This is a genomic window from Streptomyces sp. NPDC004065 (genome assembly GCF_044903565.1).
GTDB lineage: Bacteria > Actinomycetota > Actinomycetes > Streptomycetales > Streptomycetaceae > Streptomyces.
The window spans coordinates 72,825-95,266 of the sequence record NZ_JBJDQT010000020.1 but is presented as its reverse complement, the minus strand read 5'-3'; the positions used below and the strand labels follow the sequence as shown (position 1 = coordinate 95,266).

General features: G+C 72.8%; 12 protein-coding genes and 2 pseudogenes. 5 read left to right on the top strand and 9 right to left on the bottom strand.

From position 1 onward, the window contains the following. Positions 1-6: 6 nt before the first annotated feature. The 3 genes from ACI2LW_RS21440 to ACI2LW_RS21430 all read left to right on the top strand — a co-directional run bounded on the left by ACI2LW_RS21440 (position 7) and on the right by ACI2LW_RS21430 (position 3,925). Complete coding sequence (locus ACI2LW_RS21440; protein ID WP_391311207.1) at positions 7-1,128, top strand: tyrosine-type recombinase/integrase; 1,122 nt, start codon at positions 7-9, stop codon at positions 1,126-1,128. A 359-nt stretch (positions 1,129-1,487) separates the two neighbouring features. After that, positions 1,488-3,329, top strand: coding sequence for a tyrosine-type recombinase/integrase (locus ACI2LW_RS21435; RefSeq protein WP_404732794.1), 1,842 nt, complete (start codon positions 1,488-1,490; stop codon positions 3,327-3,329). Further along, positions 3,326-3,925, top strand: coding sequence for a DUF6262 family protein (locus ACI2LW_RS21430; protein ID WP_391311209.1), 600 nt, complete (start codon positions 3,326-3,328; stop codon positions 3,923-3,925). The genes ACI2LW_RS21435 and ACI2LW_RS21430 overlap by 4 nt, the downstream gene beginning before the upstream one ends. Positions 3,926-4,041: 116 nt before the next feature. Here the strand turns inward: ACI2LW_RS21430 and ACI2LW_RS21425 are convergent. The 6 genes and pseudogenes from ACI2LW_RS21425 to ACI2LW_RS21400 form a co-directional block, all read right to left on the bottom strand. Further along, positions 4,042-5,186 (bottom strand): annotated as a pseudogene (locus tag ACI2LW_RS21425) (DUF6183 family protein). Positions 5,187-5,233: 47 nt separating this feature from the next. Continuing rightward, positions 5,234-5,959, bottom strand: a complete 726-nt coding sequence (locus ACI2LW_RS21420; RefSeq protein ID WP_404732846.1) for an HNH endonuclease family protein — start codon at positions 5,957-5,959, stop codon at positions 5,234-5,236. 130 nt (positions 5,960-6,089) lie between these two features. Next, a pseudogene (locus tag ACI2LW_RS21415) lies at positions 6,090-6,443 on the bottom strand (HNH endonuclease); the annotation flags it as partial. A gap of 158 nt (positions 6,444-6,601) precedes the next feature. Then, positions 6,602-10,147 carry a transcription-repair coupling factor gene (gene mfd / locus ACI2LW_RS21410; protein WP_404732793.1) on the bottom strand — a complete coding sequence of 1,182 codons (3,546 nt, stop codon included), beginning with the start codon at positions 10,145-10,147 and terminating at the stop codon, positions 6,602-6,604. A 724-nt stretch (positions 10,148-10,871) separates the two neighbouring features. Next, a complete protein-coding gene (locus ACI2LW_RS21405) occupies positions 10,872-13,451 on the bottom strand; it encodes an ABC transporter permease (protein WP_404732792.1) in 2,580 nt (859 codons plus the stop codon). Further along, entirely contained in the window at positions 13,448-14,236 is a 789-nt protein-coding gene (locus ACI2LW_RS21400; protein ID WP_404732791.1) for an ABC transporter ATP-binding protein, read from the bottom strand. The genes ACI2LW_RS21405 and ACI2LW_RS21400 overlap by 4 nt, the downstream gene beginning before the upstream one ends. 511 nt (positions 14,237-14,747) lie before the next feature. On the opposite strand from ACI2LW_RS21400, the gene ACI2LW_RS21395 reads away from it, so the two are divergent. Together ACI2LW_RS21395 and ACI2LW_RS21390 are read left to right on the top strand one after the other, a co-directional pair. Beyond that, the gene (locus tag ACI2LW_RS21395) at positions 14,748-15,269 is read left to right on the top strand and encodes a DUF485 domain-containing protein (RefSeq protein WP_404732790.1); all 522 of its coding nucleotides are present in this window, start codon (positions 14,748-14,750) and stop codon (positions 15,267-15,269) included. Further along, complete coding sequence (locus tag ACI2LW_RS21390; RefSeq protein ID WP_404732789.1) at positions 15,266-16,879, top strand: cation acetate symporter; 1,614 nt, start codon at positions 15,266-15,268, stop codon at positions 16,877-16,879. The genes ACI2LW_RS21395 and ACI2LW_RS21390 overlap by 4 nt, the downstream gene beginning before the upstream one ends. Before the next feature lie 324 nt (positions 16,880-17,203). On the opposite strand, the gene ACI2LW_RS21385 is transcribed toward ACI2LW_RS21390, so the two are convergent. The 3 genes from ACI2LW_RS21385 to ACI2LW_RS21375 all read right to left on the bottom strand — a co-directional run bounded on the left by ACI2LW_RS21385 (position 17,204) and on the right by ACI2LW_RS21375 (position 22,364). Next, positions 17,204-18,091: a DivIVA domain-containing protein gene (locus ACI2LW_RS21385; RefSeq protein ID WP_404732788.1), complete on the bottom strand. Its 888-nt coding sequence runs from the start codon at positions 18,089-18,091 to the stop codon at positions 17,204-17,206. A 289-nt stretch (positions 18,092-18,380) separates the two neighbouring features. Then, a complete protein-coding gene (locus ACI2LW_RS21380; RefSeq protein WP_404732787.1) occupies positions 18,381-21,326 on the bottom strand; it encodes an SUKH-4 family immunity protein in 2,946 nt (981 codons plus the stop codon). 9 nt (positions 21,327-21,335) lie between these two features. Next, positions 21,336-22,364, bottom strand: coding sequence for an SMI1/KNR4 family protein (locus ACI2LW_RS21375; RefSeq protein ID WP_404732786.1), 1,029 nt, complete (start codon positions 22,362-22,364; stop codon positions 21,336-21,338). Positions 22,365-22,442 lie beyond the last annotated feature (78 nt).

The window sequence follows — 22,442 nt, the reverse complement described above, 5'->3', positions numbered from 1 at the left end:
GATGCCGTGACTTTACGTACAGAGAAGGCCGTCTCACCTACCACCGGCGAGATCACCTGGCTCCTGGTCGACGAGGAGACGTACGTGCCTCATCCCGAAGCCCGCGAGTTCTCCCTGTACCTGCGCGGAGCCGGTCGATCACCACAGACGCAGCGCGCGTACATCCCCAGAATCGGTCGCTTCCTCAACTGGTGTGCGGAGCGGGGCACCGGCTGGAGGACCGTCCGGCTCGCGGACATGAGTCTGTTCAAGTTCCACGTCGAGCGGACGCCGACACGGCACGGGCGGCCTCCGGCCGGCAAGACGGTCAACGCCACGCTCACCGCGGTGTGCGAGTTCCTCCGCTTCTGCGCTGTCCAGGGCCATGTGGATCACGAGGTCGCCGCGCGTCTCAGCGAGCCGCGCTTCCTCACCCATGCGCCAGCCGGCTTCGACCCTGGCGAGGGTGGCCAGCATCTGATGGTCAAAGCCCGTGTCCTGAAGGCACCAGAGATCGAGCGGTCCCCACAGACTCTCGCCGGCGCTCAGATGGACCAGATCCTCAATGCCGCTCGCACCGCGCGTGACCGGCTTCTGCTGACCGTCCTGGTGGAGGCGGGCCTCCGTATCGGTGAAGCCCTCGGGCTGCGGCGTGAGGACATGCATCTGCTGCCCGACTCCACCCACCTCGGCTGTCGGACCGGCGGCGCACACCTGCACGTCAGGCCCCGGCAGGACAACGCCAACGGGGCACGGGCCAAAGCCGGGCGTCATCGCATGGTTCCGCTCACGCCGGAAGTGGTGCACCGATACCGCGAGCATCTCGCCGAACGGGAGCAAGTGGCCGGCTCCGACAAGTGCGACTACGTCTTCGTCAATCTCGTCGGCGTCCACGCGGGACGCCCTTTGTCGTACTCCAACGCCAAGCAGGTGATCGAACGCATCGGGAGGCGCTGTGGCCTGACTGCCCGACCGCACATGATGCGGCACACGGCCGCCACCCGCTGGATCCGCAACGGAGTCGCCCCGGACGTCGTGCAGACCCTCCTGGGCCACGCCTCCTCGGCGAGTACCGCCGTGTACCTGCACGCCCAGGATGAGGATCTCCGCGCAGCCGTCGACAGCCTCACGCCGGAGGTAACGCGATGACCCATGCACTCCTTCGCTCATCTGCAGATCTTCCCGTCCACACCGGGTCGGAGTGGTCGTCGTGGCTCGCGGCACGTCTCCCCTCGGGCTGGCGCGCAGGGGAATGGGACCCCGGCCAGGCACTGTTCACTGCCGTTCCCGGCAACCCGATGACCAGCGTGTTCGTCTGCTCCGTGGCTGCCTGTACCACCCATGTGGCGAGCAACGGGTCCCGCTGCGACGCCTGCCGGAAAGCCCGCTATCTCCAGGGAAACCCCGCAGACTTCGACACCACGCACACCCCGATTCCATCCCGGCGCAGACCAAACACCTCGGCAAACGGGGCGATGCCAGGCGTCTCCCAGTTTTCGCTCGCCGGGGTGAGCCCGGCGGTTCGCCAGGAGATCCTGTACGGGCTTCAGCAGCGTGACGAAGCCGGGATCAGTCTGGTCCCCCAGCGAGTACGCCGCATCGTGGCCGGTCTCCCCGCCGGTCTCGCCTCGCTCCTCGACCTGGACGCCTCCTTCCCCGCCGGGCTTCCGGCTTCAACTGCTGGTGTTCTGAACGGTGTTCTCCTGCATGTCCGCCGTGCCCGCATCGAGTTCGAGGGGGTCGACCCGACCTCGGGCGACGTGTGGGAATGCGCCCTGGTCGGACTGACTGCCGGACGTGGCCGCAAGTACGTCGCTGTCCACGGCGACATCGACTTCCGCTTGGTGAAGCAACGATGGCTGCGGGAACTGGTCAAGGAGTACGGCCGCACGGCACGCCCGACCGTCCTGGATCTCCGGCAGACCGTCTACGCGGCCACCATCGCCTCTTCCGCGCTGACAAGCAGGCCCCACGGCGAGGAGCCGGAGCGACTCACCATGGCCGACATGAACGCCGTGGTGGACATGTTCCGGATCACCAAGCGTCCCGAGGACGGCCACGACTACTCGACCAGCCACCGCAGGGCCCTGCTCCGGCACTGGCGCACGTTCCTGGAGTACACGCGCCAGGCAGGCATGATGGACCACGTGCCCGGCGGGTTCGCCCTCAACCCCCGCTTCCACACCATCGCCGCCGTGGAAGTGACCGAGGACGATCTCGGCCGTGCGATCCCCGAGCACGTCATCGCCCAGCTCGACGCACACCTCGACCTGCTGGGAACCTCAACGGCGTACGCGAGCGGCGGCTGGACGGCCGCCGACTTCACGCGGATGTACCAGGTGGTCTATGCAGTCCTCCGCGACACCGGCCGACGTCCGGGTGAGGTCACCAGTCTGCGCCGCGACTGCCTCGAGCGGGTCGACGGCAAACCGACCCTGATCTACGACAACCACAAGCGGCGAAGGCACGGCCGCCGGCTGCCGGTCTCGGAGAGCACCGCCCACGTGGTCGAAGCCTGGCAGAAGGAGCTCGACACGCTGCCGGCCGTGCCGGGATGCACCCAGTGGCTGTTTCCTTCGCCGGGACAGCGCAACCGCCCGCGCCGTGGGCATCTGACCGCCGCGCAGTTCTGCAACAGGATCTTCCGCGACTGGGTCGACGAGCTGATCCCGGACCTCGTGGACGACCGACTCGGCGAGGACGGCGCCCCGCTCGCCTACGACCGCACGCAGGTCGTTCCGTACGGCTTCCGCCACGCGTACGCCCAGCGTCACGCGGACGCGGGCACCCGCCCCGATGTCCTTCGGGAACTCATGGACCACCGTTCGCTGGACGTCACCATGGGGTACTACAAGGTCTCCCTCAGCCGGAAGCAGGAAGCCGTACGAACGGTCGCGGCGCTCGCCGTCGATCGGCACGGTGCATCCCGTGGCTTCAGCGACTCCCTGGCCTACGAGGTGGAGAGTGTCGGGGTTCCGTACGGCGGCTGCACCGAACCGAGCAACGTCAAGGCCGGGGGCGGGCACTGCCGCATCCGCTTCCAGTGCGCCGGCTGCGACTTCTACCGGCCCGATCCCTCCTACCTGCCGGCCCTGGAACAGCAGATCGCGGACCTGCGGGCCGACAAGGAGGCCGCCCTGGCGATGGAGGCCGCCGACTGGGTCGTGCGCAATCTCGACGACCAGATCTGCGCCTACTCGAAGTCGGCCGACGAGATGCGGCGGAAGCTCGAGGCGATGCCCGCCGAGGAGCGTGCCGCCGTCGAATCCGCCTCGCGCGAGCTGCGCAAGGTACGTTCCGCAGCGGCCTTCGTCCCCCTGCAGGCACTGACGACACGGAGCCCTGAATGAAACGTCCTGCCACTTCCGGCGTCAATGACCGGAGCGCACGGGTCGAGCGCCTGCGCGCCAGCCGCGCCAAGGACAGCGAGGCCAAGACCAGGCGCGCGCTTGAGGCAGTAGACGACCTTCTCCGTACGGGACGGCGTGTCACCGTCGCTCAGGTGGCGCGGGAGGCTGCGGTGTCCACGTGGTTCGTCTACAACCAGTCCCAGGTGCACCAAGCCGTTCAGGACGGCATCACCACCCAGCGAGAGCAGGGATGTCAGAACTCCCCCGTTCCGAAAGCACAACAGGTGTCCCCTGCCGGCCTTCGGACAGATCTCGCCCTGGCACGCGAAGAGATCAAGGACCTCAAGAAGGAACGCGACCGGCTCCGGGACCGGGTCCGGCTGTCTCTCGGCGCCGAGCTGGACGGGGTGAACCGAAATGAGCTGATCGAGCGGGTGCAGCAGCTGGAACAGCGGAACACCACTCTGGACCAGGAGCTGTCAGAGACCAAGGATCGGATCGCCGCCCTGGAGGGCCGGCTGCGTGAGGCGGAAGACGATCTCACCGCCGCACGGACCAGTCTCCGCCGTGCGATGCGGGCCGTCCCGTCTCCGTAGCCCGTGCGGTACGGCCACAGCTCGCGGCTGTCCGGATTCCGTGCCGTCTGCCGGACAGCCGCGAGGGACATCGGCGAAGTGGCCAGGACTTCGCCGATGCACGGTCCCGGTCATGCTCAATCGGTGTCCGTCGCGGCCAGCACCGCCAGCCGTCGGCGTTCTGAACAGACCGCGGCCAGCCCGATGTCCCAGGCCACGCGCCCGAACCACTTGGTGTCGGCGCCGAAGCCGTACCAGGCGCACTCCCGTGCACGTGCCTCGGCCTCCTCCGCTGGGCCACCCTCTGCGGCCCCGGAGAGGCCGGCCAGGGACTGCCACGCCGCCAGACGGCCGTAGGCACCGCGAGCGCCGGAGTTGTAGGCCCCTCCCGTGGACGCGGCGGCGAAGAGCACCCGCCATGCCTGGTCCGGCGGACAGGCCGCGACCGAGAAGGCAGTCTTCCTCCCCACACCCTTCAGACACTCCAGCCCCAGCGCCAGCAACACGCTCGGGACCGACTCGGCATCCAGCAGAGCTGCCAGATCGAAGACTCGTGCCTCGACCCGGCCGTTCGACTCCTCGGCCCAGTTCGCCACAGCCGCGCTGATGCCCTTGGCAACGGCTTGGGTCGTCGTCTCCTCGGCCGACGGCACGTGTGCCCCGGCATCGACCCCCACCTGACGGTTCGCCGACGGACCGTACGGCATCGAGTGGCTGCCGCCGCGAGCGCTGTAGCTCGGCAGATCCGGCTGTCCTTCCACATCGGACAGCGCCAACGGCAGCCATCCGAGCGGATGGTGCCTCCAGTGCCGCGACGTCGCCCACCCTGCGATTCCCGGCGTCTCCGTGACGTCGGCGCCCTGAGCACCAGTTCATGGACCAGGCAGGCGCGCAGCTCCTCCGTGGCGTTCCCGGTAAACGCCACGGCCAGTTCCTCTGCCGGGTGGCTGGAGGCCAGCAGGGAGGCCGTGCAGCGGTCCAGCTTCCTGTCAGCGGCCTCCGCCGAGGAGACCAGCCGCAGCGCCTGAGCGACGTTCCCGGGACCGGGCGTGGTGGCCAGCAGCCGGAGCAGATGATCGAAGACGCTCCTGTACTGCCAGATCCGCCCGGCGTCAGAGCCGTAAGCCCCGGCGAGCGCAATGCCGAGGTCCGCGAGGAAGGCAGCGTCCCCCCGCACGAGACGGCGGTCGGCCAACTTCCACACATCGGTGACGCTCTTCAGACCCGGCAGCCTTGTCACGATCTTCTGTATGCGATCAGCCACGGAATGGAGCGTACGCATCCGGCGGTCCTGAATCGAACACGTTTCCCCAAGTCGGCGGGGCTCTGTCAGTCCTGGCACTGCTGCAGCATCGTCGCCTTGTCCGCCGTCGTCACAGCGAGGTCGTATCTGAGGGCCACCTGTGCGAAGCGGACCGCGTACGAGCAGCGGATCGTCTTGTTCGGCGGCAGCCAGGACGCCGGACCCGCGTCACGCTTGGCGGAGTTCGCGGAGCCCGAAACCGGCAGAAGGTTCAGCACGTCGTTGGCCAACCGCTGCCGCTTGTCCTTGCCCCAGCGGGCGGCGCCCATCTGCCAGGCGTACGACAACGGCACCACATGGTCTATCTGCACCTCGGTGGCCTTCGCCTTCTTCCAGGCGATGTCCTTGCCGGTGTAAGGGTCGTACAGGTCCATCGAAACGACCACACAGCCGGAACCGGCACGGAACCGAACGTTCCGTCCATGGAGTTTCAGCAAGTCGTTCCGCGTGTCACAACCATTCCTCGCGAGCGGCACACCATCCGCTGTATCCATCCACGCGTAGCCGAACTTGTCACGGCCGTAGCCCGTCTTCGGTCCCCGCCCCTTCGTGGACAGCTCCTCGATGAGTCGGCGGGCCGCAGCCTTGTCCGCGTCGGTTGTCACGGGCGCCAGCCCGGGCTTCGTACCGTCCGCGTTCTTGAGCGGGCTGACTGCCCGTCCGTCCGCTGCAGCCGCTCCGGACCCCGTGGAAGATTCTTCTTCACCGAGGCCCTCGCACCCCGAAACGAGGAACACGGCAGCCGCCGCCACCGCCACCGCGCGGAAGAAGCGGGCGCTCCCCGCTCCCTTGTGACTCACGTGCCTCTCAGTAAGCACAGTTCACCACTCCCTGCATGACCTGCGCACACGCATCAGTCACCCGGCGAAGCATAGAGATAATGCGCGAGTCGCAGCCGTTGTGCGAGAAGGGGATGCCGCCGGGGGCGTTGTCCATCCAGGCGTAGCCGAACTCGTCCCGGTCGTAACCAGTCTTGGGGCCGCGGCCCTTGGTGGCGACCTTTCCGATGAGGGCGCGGGCCCTGGCCCGGTCCGCGGCCGAGGTGATCGCCGCCAGGCCCGGCCGGGTGCCGTCGGGGTTGTCCAGCGGGCTCACCGCGCGGCCCTCCTGCGCCGTCGCACCGTCCGAGCCGGCGGAGGGGGCGTCGTCGGCGGGAAGTCCCGTGCCCTCGCAGCCGGTCAGCAGCAGCCCGATCGCCGCGACAGCCGCGACGGCCCCACCCCTCGGACGCCTCATGTGCGCCCCTCCCCTCGCGTCACCCCCGCGCCCGCCGCGGGCGCTTTCCGGTTCCGGTGCCCAAGGTAGCGGGGAACATGTGCGGCACACAGAGGCGGGCCACCGGCGCACGAGTGCGGCCGGTGGCCCGCGAACGCGCCGCCGGGGGCGGCCGGATGCTACGACCCGAGGACGGACGTCAGGAACTCGCCGACCCAGCCCAGCAGTTCACGACCGACCAGCGGCTTGCCGCCGATCTTCGCGGTCTTGGGCCGGGGGACGAGCACCTGGTGGGCGGCCGGCTTGACGACCGTGCCCGGGTACAGGCGCTTGAGGCGCAGCTCCTGGGACTCGCGCAGCTCCACCGGGGCGAAGCGGATGTTGTTGCCCTGCAGGACGATCTCGCCCACCGAGCAGGCGCGGGCCAGCATGCGCAGGCCGGCCACCAGCAGCAGGTTCTCCACCGGCTCGGGCAGCTTGCCGTAGCGGTCGGTGAGTTCCTCGCGGACGGCCTTGATGTCGTCCTCGGAGTTGGCGGCGGCGATGGACCGGTAGGCCTGCAGCCGCAGCCGCTCCCCGGGCGCGTAGTCGTGCGGGACGTGCGCGTCGACGGGCAGCTCGACCTTGACCTCGAGCGGCGCCTCCTCCTCGATCTCCCCCGTCTCCAGCTGCCTGCGGTAGTCCGCGACCGCCTCGCCCACCATCCGGACGTACAGGTCGAAGCCGACGCCGGCGATGTGGCCGGACTGCTCGCCGCCCAGCAGGTTGCCGGCGCCGCGGATCTCCAGGTCCTTCATCGCCACGTACATGCCCGCGCCCATCTCGGTGTGCTGGGCGATGGTGGCGAGGCGCTCGTGGGCGGTCTCCGTCAGCGGCTTCTCCGGCGGGTACAGGAAGTAGGCGTAGCCCCGCTCGCGGCCGCGGCCGACACGGCCGCGCAGCTGGTGCAGCTGGGAGAGGCCGAAGTTGTCGCCGCGCTCGACGATCAGCGTGTTGGCGTTGGAGATGTCGATGCCGGACTCGACGATCGTCGTGGAGACCAGGACGTCGAACTTCTTCTCCCAGAAGTCGACCACCACCTGCTCCAGGGCCGCTTCCGACATCTGCCCGTGCGCCGTGGCGATCCGGGCCTCCGGGACGATCTCGCGCAGCCGGGCCGCCGCGCGGTCGATCGACTCCACCCGGTTGTGGATGTAGAAGACCTGGCCCTCGCGCAGCAGTTCGCGGCGGATGGCCGCACCGATCTGCTTCTCCTCGTACGGCCCGACGAAGGTGAGGACCGGGTGGCGCTCCTCGGGGGGCGTGGTGATGGTGGACATCTCCCGGATGCCGGTCACCGCCATCTCCAGGGTCCTGGGGATGGGGGTCGCGGACATCGTGAGGACGTCGACGTTGGCGCGCAGCTTCTTCAGCTGCTCCTTGTGCTCGACGCCGAAGCGCTGCTCCTCGTCGACGATGACCAGGCCCAGGTCCTTGAACTTGGTCTCCGAGGAGAACAGGCGGTGGGTGCCGATGACCACGTCGACGGTGCCGTCCCTCAGGCCGTCCAGGACGGCCTTCGCCTCGGCGTCGGTCTGGAAGCGGGACAGGGCCCGCACGGTGACCGGGAACTGCGCGTAGCGCTCGGAGAACGTCCCGAAGTGCTGCTGCACCAGCAGGGTGGTGGGCACCAGGACCGCGACCTGCTTGCCGTCCTGGACGGCCTTGAAGGCGGCGCGGACCGCGATCTCCGTCTTGCCGTAGCCGACGTCGCCGCAGATCAGCCGGTCCATCGGGACCGACTTCTCCATGTCCTCCTTGACCTCGGCGATGGTGGTGAGCTGGTCGGGCGTCTCCGCGTAGGGGAAGGCGTCCTCCAGCTCGCGCTGCCAGGGGGTGTCGGCGCCGAAGGCGTGGCCGGGCGCCGCCATACGGGCCGAGTACAGCCGGATCAGGTCGGCGGCGATCTCCTTGACCGCCTTCTTCGCGCGCGCCTTGGTCTTCGTCCAGTCCGCGCCGCCCAGCCGGTGCAGGGTGGGCGCCTCGCCGCCGACGTACTTGGTGATCTGCTCCAGCTGGTCGGTGGGGATGTACAGGCGGTCGCCGGGCTGGCCGCGCTTGGCCGGGGCGTACTCCACCACCAGGTACTCGCGGGTGGCGCCCTGGACGGTGCGCTGCACCATCTCGATGTAGCGGCCCACGCCGTGCTGCTCGTGGACGACGTAGTCGCCCGCCTCCAGCGTCAGCGGGTCGATGGTCTTGCGGCGGCGGGCCGGCATCCGGGCGCCGTCCCGGCCGGCGGCCCGCTGCCCGGTCAGGTCGGTCTCGGTGAGCACCGCCAGCTTCAGGTTCTGGTCGACGAAGCCGTGGTCGATGCAGCCGCACGCCACGTGCACCACCGACGGGGACAGCACGCCGAGGTCGGCGTCGAGGCGGGCGGCGATGCCCTCGCTGCCGAGCACCTCGACCGTACGGGCGGCCGGGCCGTGGCCCTCGGTGACGAACACCGTGCGCCAGCCGTCGGCGAGCCAGCCCTTGGTGTCGGCCAGCGCCCGGGCGGTGTCGCCGCGGTAGGCCTCGGGGGCGTGCATCCCCAGCTTCAGCACGTCGCCGTCGTCGCCGTCGTACGCCGTGTCGTCGGCGGCGAACGGGGAGACGGACCACCACATCATGTCCAGCTCGCGCGCCCGCTCCCGGACGTCGGCGATCGACCACAGGGAGGCGGCGCCCACATCGATCGGGGCCTCGCCGCCGCCCGCGGTGGCCGCCCAGGACGCCTGGAGGAACTCCTGGGAGGTGGCCACCAGGTCGGCCGCCCGGGTGCGCACCCGCTCCGGGTCGCAGACCACGGCCATGGCGCCCTTGGGCAGCACGTCGAGCAGCAGCTCCATGTCGTCGACCAGGACGGGGGCGAGGGACTCCATGCCCTCGACCGCGATGCCCTCGGCGATCTTCCCGAGGAGTTCGCCCAGCTCGGGGTGGCGCTCGGCCAGGGCGCGCGCCCGGGCGCGGACGTCCTCGGTGAGCAGCAGCTCGCGGCAGGGCGGGGCCCACAGGCCGTGCTCGGCGATCTCCAGGGAGCGCTGGTCGGCGACCTTGAAGTAGCGGATCTCCTCCACGTCGTCGCCCCAGAACTCCACGCGCACCGGGTGTTCCTCGGTGGGCGGGAAGACGTCGAGGATGCCGCCGCGCACGGCGAACTCGCCGCGCTTCTCCACCAGCTCCACGCGGGAGTACGCGGCGGCGGCCAGGGCGTTCACGACCTCGCCGAGGTCGGCGCTCTGCCCGGTCCGCAGCGACACCGGCTCCAGGTCGCCCAGGCCCTTGACCTGCGGCTGGAGTACGGAGCGCACGGGTGCCACGACGACGGAGACCGGGCCGGTCTCCGGGTCGTCGGCGCTCGGGTGGGCGAGGCGGCGCAGTACGGCCAGGCGGCGGCCCACGGTGTCGCTGCGGGGGCTGAGCCGCTCGTGCGGCAGCGTCTCCCAGGAGGGGTACTCCACGACGCCCTCGGGCGGCAGCAGCGAGCGCAGGGCCGTCGCCAGGTCCTCGGCCTCGCGTCCGGTCGCCGTCACCGCCAGCACCGGGCGGGCGGCCTCGCGGGCCAGGGCGGCGATCGCGAAGGGGCGGGCCGCCGGGGGGCCGACCAGGTCGACGTGCGTGCGGTTGCCGTCCGCGGCCGCGGCGACCGCTTCGGCGAGGGCGGGGTCCTTGACGACGGCGTCGAGCAGACCGTGCAGGCTCATGGAGGGGGTTTTCCGTCCGGAGGTGGGCAGGGGTGGGCAACACGAAGGGCCCGACTCGCGCTGCGGGCCGGGGGTCCCTCCCAGCGTACGACGGCGGGCAGAAGACCGTCGGGGGCTGTGGACAACCGGCCGGGCCGTCCGCGGAGCGACCGCGGACGGCCGGCCCGGCCCGGCCCGGCGCGGGGCGGGGCGGGGCGGCTGCGAACGACCGGCCCCGGCCGGCGCGGAGCGGCTATGGACGACCAGCGCACGCCGGCGCGGAGCGGCTATGGACGACCAGCGCACGCCGGCGCGGAGCGACCGCGAACGGCCGGCCCGCCCCCGATGCGGCACCGCTGCCGACAACCGGCGCGCGACGGCTGCGAACAACCGGCCCCCGCCGGGGCGACTGCCCGGCAACCGGCCCCCGCCGACACGGAGCGGCCACGGACGGCCGGCCCGGCGCGGGGCGGAGCGACCGCGAACGGCCGGCCCGCCCCCGATGCGGCACCGCTGCCGGCAACCGGCGCGCGACGGCTGCGAACAACCGGCCCCCACCGGGGCGACTGCCCGGCGACCGGCCCCCGCCGACACGGAGCGACCGCGGACGGCCGGCCCGGCGCGGGGCGGCTGCCCCCGCGGGCGGCGCGCGCCACGCGTACGAGCCCGGGGCCGGGAAGTGGCGACACTTCCCGGCCCCGGGCTCCTCCGTGACCCCCGTCCACGGAGGTTCCGGTGGCCGCCGCTACTCGGTCGCGATGGCGTTGAGCACGTTCATCCGGCCCGCGCGGAACGCCGGCACCAGGGCGGCGAACAGGCCCACGAAGGCGGAGCCGACGAAGACCGCGACGATGGTCGGCCAGGGGATGTCCAGGACCTTCAGGCCCTCCAGGGCGAGCAGCTTCTGGGCGGTCGCGCCCCAGCCCATGCCCAGGCCCAGGCCGAGCAGCGCGCCGAAGAGGGCGATGACGACCGACTCCATGCGGATCATGCGGCGCAGCTGCCGCCGGGACAGTCCGATCGCCCGCATCAGGCCGATCTCCCGGGTCCGCTCCACCACCGACAGGGCCAGGGTGTTCACCACGCCCAGGATCGCGACGACGATCGCCAGCGCCAGCAGGCCGTAGATCATGTTCAGCAGCTGGCCGATCTGGTCCTTCAGGGCCTGCTTGTAGTCGGTCTGGTCGCGCACCTTGTACTGCGGGTAGTCGTGCATCGCCGACTTCAGGGCCCGGTAGGCGCTGTCCTGCTGCCCGTCCTTGGCCGTGGCGAAGACCAGCAGGTCCAGCGGCATCCGGTCGGCCGGCACGTACCTGGCCACCGTCGCGATGGACGCGTACATGGCGCCCTTGTCGATGACCGCCTCGTCACTGGTGATGGCGCGGACGGTGAGCTTCGCGGTGGAGCCGTCCTCGAAGTCGACGGCGACCGTCGAGCCCACCTTGACGCCGTGCTTGGCGGCGAAGCCCTCGGGGACCGACATGGAGCCGGGCCGGTAGGCGTCGGCGAGCGTGCCCGCGACCGTCTTGGTGCGCAGGTCCTGCGCGTAGGTCGGGTCGGCGGCGTTGATGGTCTCCTTCCTGACGACGGCGCCGTCGGGCGTGGTCAGGGTCGCGTCGAGCGTCTTGTACTCGGTGACCCGCTCCAGGCCCGGCGTCGCCTTCACCGCGCGCACCGCCTGCGGGATGATCGGCTGGCCCCGGTCGTTCCGCACGATGAAGTCGGTGCCGACGGTCTTGTCGAGCTGGTCGGTGGCGGAGGCGACCATGGAGGAGCCGACCACCGACAGACAGGCGACCAGCGCCAGTCCGATCATCAGCGCGGCGCCGGTGGCGCCGGTGCGGCGCGGGTTGCGCAGCGCGTTGCGCTCGGCCATCCGGCCGACCGGCCCGAAGACCCGCAGCAGCACCGCGCCGAGGACGCGCACCACACCGCCGGCCAGCAGCGGGCCGACGACCACGAACCCGATCAGCGTCAGCACGATGCCCAGGCCCAGCCACAGCGAGCCCTGCGTGGCCTTGTCCGCGCTCGCCGCGGCGTACAGGCAGCCGCCGCCGGCCAGGGTCAGCACCGTGCCGATCAGTCCGCGCACCCGGCCGGCCCGCGCGTCGGCCGGGGCGTGCGCGTCGCGCAGCGCGGCCATCGGGGAGACCTTGCCGGCCCGGCGGGCCGGCAGATAGGCGGCCAGCACGGTGACGACGACGCCGAGCAGCACGCCCGCGACCGGGGTGGTCCAGGCGACGGTCAGGTCGTCGGTGGACAGATGCATACCGATCTTGCCCATGAGCTTCATCAGGCCGACCGCGATGCCCACGCCCGCCCCGACGCCGAGCACCGAGCCGAACACGCCGAGCAGCAGCGCCTCGGCGAGCACCGAGCGGTTGACCTGCCGGCGGGAGGAGCCGATGGCCCGCATCAGGCCGATCTCCCGGGTGCGCTGGGCGACCAGCATGGAGAAGGTGTTGATGATCAGGAAGATGCCGACGAGGAAGGCGATCCCGGCGAAGCCGAGCATCGCGTACCTCATGACGTTCATGAAGCTCTGGACGTCCTTCTGGTTGGCGTCGGCGGTCTCCTTGGCCGTCTGCACCTTGTAGCCGGAGCCGATGCCGGCGACCACGTTCCGCTTCAACTGGGCGTCGCTGACGCCGGGCGCCGCGGTGACGTTGACGTTGGTGTAGACCCCGGTCCGGCCGACGAGCGTGCGCTGCGCGGTCCGCGTGTCGAGGTAGAAGATCGCCGCGCCCGGGTTGGTGACGGTGAACTCGGCGATGCCGGAGATCCGCGCCCGGTGGGTGCCGATCGCGCTGATCACGCCGATCTCGTCGCCGAGCTTCAAGTGGTGCTTGTCGGCGGTGTCGGCGTCGACCATCACCTGCCCGGAGTTCCTGGGCGCCGTGCCCGAGGAGACCTCCATGGTGCGGGCGTCGTTGCCGTTCCAGCTGCCGACGATGGTCGGCGCGCCACTGGAGGGCGAGAGGTTGTTCTTGTCCGCGTCCACCACGGTCACGGAGGTGGAGAACACCGTCCCCTCGGCCGACCGCACGCCCTGGACCGCGCGGACCCGGCCGAGCACGGAGGCCGGCATGACCGGCGGCCTGCCGTTGCGGGAGGTGGTCTCGCCGCTGTCGGAGGCGCCCTTGGCGCTCACCGTCACATCGGAGGACGTCGCCGCGAACAGCTTGTCGAAGGTGGTGTTCATGGTGTCGGTGAACACGAGCGTGCCGCACACGAACGCCACCGACAGCAGCACGGCGATCGCGGACAGCGCCATGCGGCCCTTGTGCGCGAAGAAGTTGCGCAGGGAGGTCCTCAGGACGGTCATGACGTGCGCCCCCGGGCGTCGAAGTCCTTCATCCGGTCCAGGACCTGGTCGGCCGTCGGGTTGTGCATCTCGTCGACGATCCGGCCGTCGGCGAGGTACAGCACCCGGTCCGCGTAGGCGGCGGCCACCGGGTCGTGCGTCACCATCACGATGGTCTGGCCGAGGTCGTCGACCGAGCGGCGCAGGAAGCCCAGCACCTCGGCGCCGGCCCGCGAGTCGAGGTTTCCGGTGGGCTCGTCACCGAAGATGATCTCGGGGCGGGAGGCCAGCGCCCGGGCCACGGCGACGCGCTGCTGCTGGCCGCCGGAGAGCTGGCTCGGCCGGTGCTTGAGCCGCCCGGCCAGCCCGACGGTCTCCACCACCTGGTCCAGCCACTCCTGGTCCGGCTTCCGGCCGGCGATGTCCATGGGCAGGGTGATGTTCTCGATCGCGTTGAGCGTCGGCAGCAGGTTGAAGGCCTGGAAGATGAAGCCGATCCGGTCCCGGCGCAGCCGGGTGAGCTTCTTGTCCTTCAGCCCCGTGATCTCCGTGTCGGCCAGGTGGATCTGACCGCTCGTCACGGTGTCGAGACCGGCGAGGCAGTGCATCAGGGTGGACTTGCCGGACCCCGAGGGGCCCATGATCGCGGTGAACTGGCCGCGGGCGATGTCCACGTCGACGTGGTCCAGGGCGACGACACGGGTCTCCCCCGCCCCGTACGCCTTGACGACCTGCCGGGCCCGCGCGGCAGCGGCCGTAGGCCCTCCAGTACCCCCGTGCCTGGGAATGGTCACAGCCGATGTCACGGTATGTCTCCTATGTCGGTGAACAGTTGGGTCGTTCGTTCGGGTGCGTGTGCAGCCGGCGCCGGCCGCCGGGCCGGCGGCTCTCGCCCGCTGCCCGAGTCTGGCCGGTGAGGCCCCTGCGGCGCGCTGGTGCCCGGCGCAGTCTTCTGCTGGGGAAAACCCCACCCCGTCGGCTCCCCCAGCCCCCGGCGGCGTAAAGCCAGGTTAAGGACGCCCCCGCGCTTTCTCGTCCTCCGTCGGTACGAACCGTCCCCGACCCTGGTACGGAGCTACCCCTAGGGGCTGTCCACCGACAGGTGGAGACCGTCTCAGGGTCGGCTCCACCTCCGGGCCGAACAGCGGGGCCCCGCGCGGGTGGCGGCGGAGGGGGCCCGAGGCCGCGCGGCACGCGCATACCGACCACTCAGTTTGACGAAAACGCCACGCGGCGCCGGGCCCCCGAGTAGCGTGCGTGGACCACACCGTCCCACCCCCCACTCCCCTGCCAGAGCCGCCACCGGAGGAGCCTGGGATGTCGCAAGAGCCGCTCCCGTCACACCCGCCCCACCCCTTCCCGCCGTACGGTCCACCGTCGTACGGTTCGTCGCCGTCGTACGGTTCGCCGCCGTCGTACGGTTCGCCGCCGTCGTACGGTTCGTCGCCGTCGTACCCGACCTACCCCTGGCAGCCGCAGCCGGCGGCGCCGGAGCCGGACCCGCTGCCGGTACCGCCGCACCGGCGGGACGCGCAGGGCCACCACGGCGACCTGCGTCTGCTGCGCGGCGCCTACCGCTGGCAGCGGCGCACCGCCGCGCTGACCGCGCTCGGGTACTTCACGCTGTTCCTGGTGCTGTCCGCCTACGCGCCGTCCTTCATGACCGGCGAACTCGTCGGCGGGCTGCCCACCGGCCTGGTGCTCGCCCTGGTCCAGCTGCCCGTCACCTGGCTGGCGATAGCCCTCTACGAGCACACCGCCCGCCGCTACGTCGACCCCCTCGCGGACCGCATCCGCAAGCGGGCCGAGCTGGACGCCCAGCGGGAGGCCGCACGATGACGACCCAGTTCAGCGGTTCCGCGCAGACGATGTCCCTGGTCGCGTTCACCTCCGTCGCCACGATCACCCTGCTGCTGTGCGTGATGACCGGGCCCGACCGCGACGACCTCGACGAGTTCTACACCGGCTACGGCTCGCTGTCCCCCATGCGCAACGGCCTGGCCATCGCGGGGGACTACATCTCCGCGGCGAGCGTGCTCGGCACCGGCGGGGTGATCGCCCTGTGCGGCTACGACGGGATCGTACTGGCGCTCAGCACCACGCTGTCGCTGATGCTGATGATGTTCCTGCTGGCCGAACCGCTGCGCAACGCGGGCCGGTTCACCATGGGCGACGCGCTGGCCCGGCGGATGCCGGGACGGGCGGTGCGCATCGCCGCGTGCGCGGTCACCATCGCCGCGCTGGTGCCACTGATGCTGGTCCAACTGGCGGGCACGGGGCAGCTGCTGGCGTTCATCCTCGGCTTCTCCAACGACTCCCTGAAGACCGGCTGCGTGATCGGCCTGGGCGCCCTGATGATCAGCTACGCGGCGATCGGCGGGATGAAGGGCACGGCCCTCATCCAGATCGTGAAGATCGTGATGCTGCTCGGGTCCGGCGCGGTGGTCGCCCTGCTCATCCTGCACCGGTTCGACTGGGACCCGGGGGCCCTGTTCGACGCGGCGGCGGCCCAGAGCGGGGTCGGGCCGGCGTTCCTGCGCTCCGGGCTGGAGTTCACCGGCGGCGCCAGTCCCCGCCTGGACATGATCACCTCGGAGCTGACCGTGGTGCTGGGCGGCGCCTGTCTGCCGCACGTCACCATGCGCATGTACACCGCCTCCAGCGCCCGCCAGGTACGGCGGTCGATGTCCTGGGCGGTCTCCAGCGTGGCCCTGTTCGTGCTGGTCGTCACCGTGGTCGGTTTCGGCGCCACCGCGCTGATCGGGCGGGCCGTCATCGCGGGCGCCGACCCGCAGGGCAACACGGCCTATCTGCTGGGTTCCCGGGCGGCGTTCGGGGCGGACATCTCGTCCGGCGAAACCTTTCTGTTCACCACCGTCACCACGGCGCTCTTCCTCACGCTGCTCGCCTCGGTGGCCGGGATGATCCTCGCCTGCGCCAACTCCCTGGCCCACGACGTCTTCGCGGCGCGGGTCCGGGAGATGCCGGCCCGCCGGGAGATGACGCTGGCCCGGCTGTCGGCGCTGGCAGTGGGCGTGCCGACGATCCTGCTGGCCACGCTCGTCCAGCACCGCAGCCTCCAGCCGCTGGTGACCCTGAGCTTCTGCCTCGGTGCCTCCGCCATCGCGCCCGCCCTGGTCTACGGCCTGTTCTGGCGCCGTTACACCCGCACCGGCCTGCTGAGCACCCTGATCGGCGGCTCACTGTCCGTGCTGCTGCTGATGCCGGGCACCAACCTGGTCTCCGGCTCCCCCGCCGCCGCCTTCCCCGAGGCGGACTTCAACTTCTTCCCGTTCACCACCACCGGCCTGGTCACCATCCCGCTCGGCTTCCTGTTCGGCTGGCTGGGCACGGTGGTCTCCGGCCGGGGCAAGGCCCAGGAACAGCGCCACCAGTACGAGGCGGTCGAGAGCTGGATCCTCGCGGGCGCGGCGCGGAGGACCGGCTGACCGGCTGTTCCAGTGACCGGCTGACCGGCTGTTCCACTGACCGGCTGACCCGCTGACCCGCTGACCCGCTGACCGGCTGACCCGCTGACCCGCTGACCCGCTGACCGGAAGCTGCGGCGGACCCGCCCGGGCCGCGACGGGCCGCGACTGGCCGCGCCGGGCCGGCCCACCGTGCCGCCCGGTCGGCCCGGCCGGGGCGGTGCCCCGTGCCCCGATCACCCGGCCGGCCCGGCTCGGCGGAGCCCCGTGCTCCCCGGCCCGGCCGGCACGACCGGGCGGCGCCCCGCGTCCCCGCGCGGGCCGCCGCCCGGTGGCGCCCCGGGGCTACCGCCCCGAGCGGCGCCCGGTCAGCGCCGCGATGTCGCTCTGCACCGTGTCCAGCTGCGCCTGCATCTCCTCCCACACCCGGCCGTGCTCGCGCAGCACCCGCTCGTTCTCGCGGGCGATGGTCTCCGCGCGCAGCCGCGCCCCGGCCAGCACCTCCGCCGAACGCGCCCGCGCCTGCTCCGGTCCGCGCCGCGCCCACGCCTCGGCGTCGGCGAGCGCCTGTGTCGCCGAGCGCAGCGCCTCCTCGGCGGCGGCGACGCGCTCGGCGTGCTCCGCCTCCAGCGCGGCCTCCCGCCCGGCGTACTCCCGTTCGAGCTCGGCCAGCCGGGCGGCGTGCTCACGGGCCTGCTCGGCGAGCATCCCGGTGGTCCGCTGCCGCATCTCGCGCAGCGCGGCCATCGCCTCGCCGCGGCACTCCTTCACCTCGCGCCGGACCGCGATCCGCAGCGTGTCGGCCTCCGCCTGCGCGGCCAGCAGCCGCTGCCGGGCCCGCTCCTCCGCCTCGGCGCGCATTCCTTCCGCGTGCACCCGCGCGGTCCGCAGCACCCGGTCCGCGTACGCCCGCGCGTCCTCCACCAGCCGCTGCGCCTCGTGCCGCGCGTTGTCCCGCAGCGCCTGCGCCTCCTGCTGCCCCAGCCGGTACAGCCGCCGGGCGCCGTCGCCCAGCGACTCGTAGGTCTGCGGGCCGAGCCTGGCCGCGGTCTCCCGCAGCCGTGCCAGGTCCGCCTCCATGTGCTTGGCCAGCACGGTCAGCCGCGCGGCGCGCTCCCAGGCCGCGTCCCGGTCGTCGGAGAGCGCCTGCACGAACGCGTCCACCTGGGCGGGCCGGTAGCCGCGCCCCCGCTGGACCGTGGGGCCGTGAGGCGACCGCGGTGCGCTTCTCATCGAGCAACCCCTCTCCGCCGGACCAGCCGAACGGACGCGACCTGATGATGTCGCGGACATCTTGGTGTATTGGGCGTAAATGTTCATAACGCGACACTCCGGGCACCCATTCGGGCGCTCCCGGCCCGCACACCGGCGAACTCGGCCACTTCCCGCACAAGGAGCGGTAAAAAGGGGCCGGACCCGGTCACACGACCGGGTCCGGCCCCCACACGCCCCACACCCTCGGGCGCTCAGGAAACCGGGCGCTCACGCGCCCAGACACTCAGGCGCTCAGGCGCTCAGGCGCTCACAGCAGCCCGTCCCACATCTGCTCCAGCAGCACCGACCACCAGCTCTCGGGCGAACCGAGCGCCGCCGGGTCGAGCGCGGCGAGCTGGGCCTGGAAGTCGACGGTCCAGCGGCCCGCCTGCTCCTGGTTCAGCCCGTACCGCAGCCGCCACATCCGTCCGAGCAGCGCCAGGCAGCGCGCGAACTCCGGCAGCCCGGTGTTCACGAACTGCGGCGGTACGGACGTACCGCCCGGCCCCGCCTCCACGGGCACCGCCACGATGTTCGCCGTGCCGTACTGCACGCAGATCGCCTTGCCGAAGTCGCTGCCCATCACCAGGTACGACCCCGCGTCCGGCGCCGGCTGCACCCCGCGCTCGGCCGCCAGCTCCGCCAGGGTCGGCACCGGCCGTCCCGGCTGGGCCTGCGCCCAGAAGAACGGCCCCATGTCCACCGGCAGCCCGGCCACCACCAGCGTGTGCGCCACGATCGGCGGCACGCCCTCACGGGAGACCGCCGCCTGCTCGAACCGGAACACCCCCGGCCCGAAGGAGGCCGCCAGCTCCTGCGCGATCGCCTCCGGGGGCACCGGCGGCGCGGGCTGCACCGGCGGCAGCGGCGCACGCACCGGCCCCGGCCGCGCCGGCCCGTCGGCCACCTGGTGCAACTCGCCCTGGTGGGCGAGCAGTTGCTGCATGCCCTGCTGCCGGCTGGCGTGGTCGGTGCCGTACGGCGCGATGGACGTGATCCGCGCCTGCGGCCACTGCTCACGGATCATCCGCGCGCAGTACGCACCGGGCAGCTGGCACGACTCCAGTTCCGTGTGCAGCTCCAGCACCTGGTCCGGGGGCACGTTCATCGCCCGCAGCTCGTGGAAGATCTGCCACTCCGGGTGCGGCGTGCCCGGCGCCGAACGCCGGATGAGCTGCTGCTCGGAGCCGTCCTGCGCGCGGTAGCGCAGCACGGCCTGGTAACCGGGCCCGACGACGGGCTGACCGGGCTGCGGATAGCCGTAACCGGCCGGCGGCTGAAGCCCGGGGGCCGCCTGACCGGGCAGCGGCTGCCCCGGCGCCGACGGCTGCCCGGGCGGGGGCATGGCACCGGGCGGAGGCACCGCACCGGGGGGAGGCATCGCGCCGGGCGGAGGCATCGCGCCAGGCGGAGGCACCGCGCCAGGCGGAGGCACCGCGCCAGGCGGAGGCACCGCGCCAGGCGGAGGCACCGCGCCAGGCGGAGGCACCGCGCCAGGCGGAGGCATCGCGCCAGGCGGAGGCATCGCGCCCGGCGGCATCGGCTGCGGGGGACCGGCGGGGGCGCCCGGCGCCGGGGGCGGCGGGAGCGTACCGGGGGCGGCGGGCGCGCCCGGGCCGCCGGCGGGCGGTGCGGCCAGCATGGTCTCCGCGTGGTGCACGGCCCCGGGCGCGGCGGGAGCGCCGGGAACGGCGGGAGCCCCGGGAGCCCCCGGGGCGGCCGGGGCGCCGGGCGGCTGCGGGGCGCCCGGCTGGTGCGGGTCGGCGAGCATCGTCGCCGCGTGGTGGACCCCGCCCGGGGGCGTACCGCCCGGCGGGTTCGGTCCGCCGGGGGCACCGGGCGCACCGGGCGGCTGCGGCGCGCCCGGAGCGGCGGGAGCGCCGGAACCGGCGGCGCCCTCGGGGCCGTTCGGCCCGAGCGACGACACCAGCTGGGTCGGCACGTACGCGCCCCCGGCACCCGGCGCACCGGGCGGGGGCGGCACCGGAGCACCGCCCGGCCGTGCGCCGGGCACACCCGGGGCGGACGGCGGCGGCGGCGTGGTGGACCCGCCCCGCCCACGGCGCGACGGCGGCGCCGCCTTGCTCGTCGCGGCGTCGGCGATGTCACCGGCGTCGGGCGCCGGCGGCCTCCCCGGAGGCTGCGGCGCACCGGGCGGCGGGGGCGGGGTGCCGGGCCCCGCCGGGCCGGCGGGCGCACCGGGCGCGCCGGGACCCTGCGGAGGGCCGTACGGCGCACCGCCCGGAGGCGCAGGCGGGGGCGTGCCCGGTCCCGCGGCGGGCCCGCCCGGCACGCCCGGGACCGGCGGAGCGGTCTGCGCACCGGGGCCGGCCGGGCCTCCCGGGCCGCCGGGGCCGCCGGGGCCGTCCACCGCGGGCGCCACCGTGGTGCGCGGCAGCGCGCTGCCGCCCCTCATCAGCGCCGTCTTGGCGTCCGGCGGGGCGGCGGTGGGCGCGGGGGTGTCGTCGTCGTTGTCGCCGAGCTGCGGTGCGAACACGGTCGCGGGCAGGGGCACCGAACGGTCCTCGCCGCCCTCGGCGTTGGTGTCCGTACCCGCCCAGGGCGTCGCCCCGGCGGGCGCACCCGGCGCACCGGCCGCGGCGCCCGTACCCGTACCCGCTGCGGTTCCTGCGCCCGCGGACGCGGGCGCGGACGCCGGCGCGCCCGCCGGCACTCCCGCCTCGGTCCGGGGCAGCGAGGCACTCCCCGCCGCGGCGGACGCACCGGCCCCGGACCCGCCCGGGCCGGACGCACCCGGAGCGGCCGTACCCGGGCCGGACGCCCCCTGAGCCGCCGCGCCGGAGGCGGGACCCGCGCCCGCGCCCGACCGCCGGTCCGGGATGCCCAGCTTGTCCGCCGCCTCCTGAAGCCACTCCGGCGGACTGAGCAGGAACGACGTCTGGTTCAGATCGACCCGGGCCGGGGGCGCGGGCACCGCGTCCTCGACGACGTCCGCCCTGCCGTACTCCTCCTCGTAGCGGCGGATCACCTCGCCCACGGGCAGCGCCGGCCACAGCGTGGCCTCCCCGCTGTCCCGGGCGATCACCAGCCGCTGCGCGCCGTCCCCCGAACGCGGCCCGCCCTCGCGGTCCTCCGCCCACACGACGAAGCCGAGCCCGAACTCCCGCACCCGCACCTCACGGTGCTGGTACGCCGGCACGTCGCCGTTGATCCACTCCTCGGCGCGCTCCTGCGCCTGCGCGAACGTCACCATCGCTCGACCTCACTCCCCCACCGGCGAGCCGGAGGACACCGGAACGGCGCGCGCGAAGCCGCCGTCCACCATCAGGTTGGCCACCGTCTCCAACTCCGGCGGAGAACCCGCCAGCCGGGACAGGAACACGTCGAAGTCCTCACCGCACGGCAGCAGCAGCCGCTCCACCCGCTCGGCCTGCGTCCACGAGGGATCCACGTCGCGCACGTCGTCGTAGGCGCAGAACCACACCGAACCGAGCCGGTCGCCCTTGACCTTCACGGCGAGCAGCCCGCCCTGCACGAAACCGACGCCCAGATAGTCCTTGGTCAGGTGGTCGCGCAGGCACTTGTTCACGTACACCAGGTCGTTGACCGCCGCCTCCTCGCGCACCGTGAAGAACGGCTGGTCGATCAGCAGCCCCAACTCCGCGTCCAGCGCCGTGCCCACGGGCGCGCACCCGCCCGCCGCCTTCAGGAACGACCGGTACGCGCCCGGCAGCCGGTACCCCAGGTCCTCCTCGACCCCCTGCACCTGCTGCTCGGACACCGCCACACCCGACTTGGGCAGCCCGAAGTGCGCCGGCCGCGTCTCCTGCAGCGGCCGGGTGCCCCGCTTGCCCTGCTCGACGTGCGCGGTGGCGATCCCGCCGTGGTGGCGCAGCAGCGCCTTCACCTCCACCGGGACAAGCTCCAGCCGCCGGCCGCCGGCCACGTGGTGCCACGTCCAGCCGTGCGGCGTCGCCACGTTGGGCACCGTGTCCCACAGCTCGTGGCCCGTCGCCGCCAGCGCCGCGTTCGCCGAGACGTAGTCGGTCAGCCGCAACTCGTCGACGCCGAAGCCCTCCGGCGGATCCGCGATCTCCGCCGCCGCCCGCGCGTACGGCGAGAAGTCGGGGTAACCGCGCTCGTCCACCCGTACCCCTCTGGGGTGACGGGCGGCCCGTACCGGATCCGGGAAGTGCACGACCTGCCCGGCGTAGGCCGCGTTCGGCGGCGCGGCCTGTCCCCCAGCCTGGCGGCCGGGTGGTGCCCCCAGCCCGAGCCGACCTGTCGTCATGGCGGTTGCCCCCTGCGGCGCTCTGTACGGCCCGCGGCGGGACGGCCGCTCAGCGCTCCGGCCCACCGCGTCCGTATC